At 58.5% G+C, this 2,641-nt stretch carries 4 protein-coding genes; all 4 read left to right on the top strand.

Translation table 11 applies throughout. From position 1 onward, the window contains the following. Positions 1–342: ABC transporter substrate-binding protein (locus PAT3040_RS30760; RefSeq protein WP_146200603.1), on the top strand; the 342-nt coding region annotated here is incomplete at its 5' end. Next, positions 339–1,337, top strand: a complete 999-nt coding sequence (locus PAT3040_RS30755) for a FecCD family ABC transporter permease (RefSeq protein ID WP_108995685.1) — start codon at positions 339–341, stop codon at positions 1,335–1,337. The genes PAT3040_RS30760 and PAT3040_RS30755, both read left to right, overlap by 4 nt. 102 nt (positions 1,338–1,439) lie before the next feature. Continuing rightward, positions 1,440–1,772 carry a heme oxygenase gene (isdG, locus tag PAT3040_RS30750; protein ID WP_108995684.1) on the top strand — a complete coding sequence of 111 codons (333 nt, stop codon included), beginning with the start codon at positions 1,440–1,442 and terminating at the stop codon, positions 1,770–1,772. A gap of 188 nt (positions 1,773–1,960) precedes the next feature. After that, positions 1,961–2,641: heme uptake protein IsdC (gene isdC / locus PAT3040_RS30745; RefSeq protein WP_258235246.1), on the top strand; the 681-nt coding region annotated here is incomplete at its 3' end.

Here is a 2,641-nt window from a genome sequence, read left to right as displayed (position 1 = left end):
GCGCTGCCGAACTCGCTGGCCGGCAACCTGCTGGAGACGGCGGGGGGACGCAACATGGCGGCGGAATTCCCGCGGCTGCAGAATTACCCGCAGTACGCCCAGCTCAACACGGAGCGAGTGGTGGAAGCAAGTCCCGATGTGATCATGATTATGACGCACGGCAATTCGGAAGAGGTGCAGAAGGGGTTCGTTCGCGAGATGGAGGGGAATCCGGCATGGAATTCGCTCGCGGCTGTTCGCGAAGGACGCATCCACGTGCTTCCGGCGGAGCTGTTCGGGACCAACCCCGGTACGAGAGTGCCCGAAGCCGTTAAGCTGCTGACGGAGCTGCTCGCGCCATGAACGTGAAGGTGAGGAATAATCGAAGGCGCTGGATGGCCATTGGCGCGGGCCCTCTCCTTATTCTATCGATGCTGTACGGCATTGGAAGCGGATCGGTGTCGATCTCGCCGGCGGAGATTTGGCACACCTTGTTCGGGGCGGGGGATACCGCCCACGAATCGATTATTTGGAATCTGCGCCTTCCGCGCGTGCTGATCGGCTTGCTCGTCGGCGCATGCCTGGCCGCTTCGGGGGCGCTGCTGCAAGGCGTCATGCGCAATCCGCTCGCGGATCCCGGCATTGTCGGCGTGTCGGCGGGCGGCGGAGTAGCGGCGGTTATCGCGTTAGTGCTCTTCCCGCAGTTCGCTTATCTGCTGCCGGGCTTCGCCTTCGCGGGAGCGCTGGTCTCGTCCCTGATCATCTACTTGCTGGCCTGGGACAGAAGCAGCTCGCCCGTTAAGATCGTGCTGGCAGGCATCGCGGTGAACGCGCTGCTGGGCGGCGTGATGAACGGCATCATGGTGCTGAACAGCGATCGCATTCAGAGCGTCATCCCGTGGCTCTCGGGAAGCTTGAGCGGCAGAAGCTGGCCGCATCTGCAATTCATGTTGCCTTACGCGGCAGTGGGTCTGCTGCTGGTGCCGTTCGCGGCGAAGACGACGAACTTGCTTATGCTTGGCGACCAGTCGGCATCGTCATTAGGCCAGCATGTCGAGCGGCAGCGCTTCCTGATCGTCGCATTGGCGTCCTTGCTGGCGGGCGCAGCGGTTAGCGTCGCCGGACTGGTGGGCTTCGTGGGGTTGATCGTGCCGCATGCCGTGCGGCTGCTCATCGGCGAGGACTACCGATTTCTGTTGCCGTATTCCGTCGTCGGCGGAGCCGCGATCATGGTCATTGCCGACACGGCGGCAAGAAGCTGGTTCGATCCGCTGGAGCTGCCGGCTGGTATTTTGCTCGCATGTATTGGAGCGCCGTTTTTCCTGATGCTGCTCAAGAAGAGGAGACTGATCCGATAGACGACCGTCACTTGGGCGCTGACCACGGTCGGCATCAGCCATAACTTGCAAGGCGCTAATCTTGAAATAATGTCAATACCACAATCCAGGGAGGAATCGACAATGGTTATTGTTACGAACGTATCGCAAATTACGAAGGGCAACGGAGCGAAGCTGATCGAACGCTTCAACAAGGTGGGCAAGGTTGAAGGGATGAAAGGTTTCCTGGGTCTCGAAGTCATGCTGACGGAGAACACGAAGGAGTATGACGAGGTGACGGTGAGCACGCGCTGGGAGAGCAAGGAAGACTTCCAGGGATGGACGCGCAGCGAGGCGTTCCGCGAATCCCATTCCCACCGGGAGACGCCGGAATACATCATCTCCAACAAGATTGCCTTCTATGACGTGAAGATCGTGCGGAACCCGCTCCCCGAGGCCGAAGCCCAGGGCGCGTAAGACGATGGCGAATGGGCTTTCGGGAGTCGACTGTCGGCTCCTGAAGCCCTTTTGTATGGAATCGGGGTGCAAGAAAATAATTAAAGGTTAGGGTTGACAGTGAATTCAAATAATTGGTAGGATATTTAGTGATAATAATTATCATTATCATATATATTGATTTTATATATAGAAGGGACGGGAATGCGTTGACAACGAAGGCGAAGGTTAGCGGCTTGCTGGCCGCATTATGGATAACGCTGCTGGCGTGGCCGGCAAGCATGATGGCCGCGGGAGATCTTGCGGATGGTACATATACTGCGAATTACCTCATCTTGAAGGCGGAGAACGATTCCGTCTCCATGGCGAACGACTATTGGGAGAAGCCTGCCACGGTCACGATCAAGGACGGCAAGGCGACGGTAAGGGTGACGATCAACCATAGCTTCTGGGTGACGGAGTTCAAGGTGCCGGGAAGCGGCGGGTCGTTCGTGAATACGAAGGTCGTCAGCTCCAACAAAAAAGCGGATACGCGGCTGGTGGAATTCTCTGCGGACATTACGAAGCCGATACTCTCCAAAATCCACGTGACCGTCGAAGAGATCGATTATGACCACGATTATACGATCCGATTCGTGTTCGAACACGACAGCTTCAAGCTGGTAAAAGGCGCAGCTCCGGCGCAGACGGCGGCGACAAAGCCTTCGACTGCGGCGACAACGAAGCCGACTGCAACGGCAGAGCCGGCAACCGTGCCGGCAGCGAAGCCGACTACTACGGAGCCGATTGCAACGGCGGAACCGGCGCAAAGCAGCGGGCTTACTGGCAGCGGGGCCGGTTCGACCGAACAATCGGCAACGGGCGTCAAGCCTGCGGGCGGGGCTTCCGCC

This window comes from Paenibacillus agaridevorans, from assembly GCF_003112455.1.
Classification (GTDB): Bacteria; Bacillota; Bacilli; order Paenibacillales; family Paenibacillaceae; genus Pristimantibacillus; species Pristimantibacillus agaridevorans.
Note: the sequence above shows the minus strand (reverse complement) of the source record. Positions and strands in the feature narration are given on the sequence as shown.

Bases quoted from the DNA above. Each gene is read 5' to 3' on its own strand.
- PAT3040_RS30755 (WP_108995685.1), top strand. From the start codon at position 339: ATGAACGTGAAGGTGAGGAATAATCGAAGGCGCTGGATGGCCATTGGC.
- isdG (WP_108995684.1), top strand. From the start codon at position 1,440: ATGGTTATTGTTACGAACGTATCGCAAATTACGAAGGGCAACGGAGCG.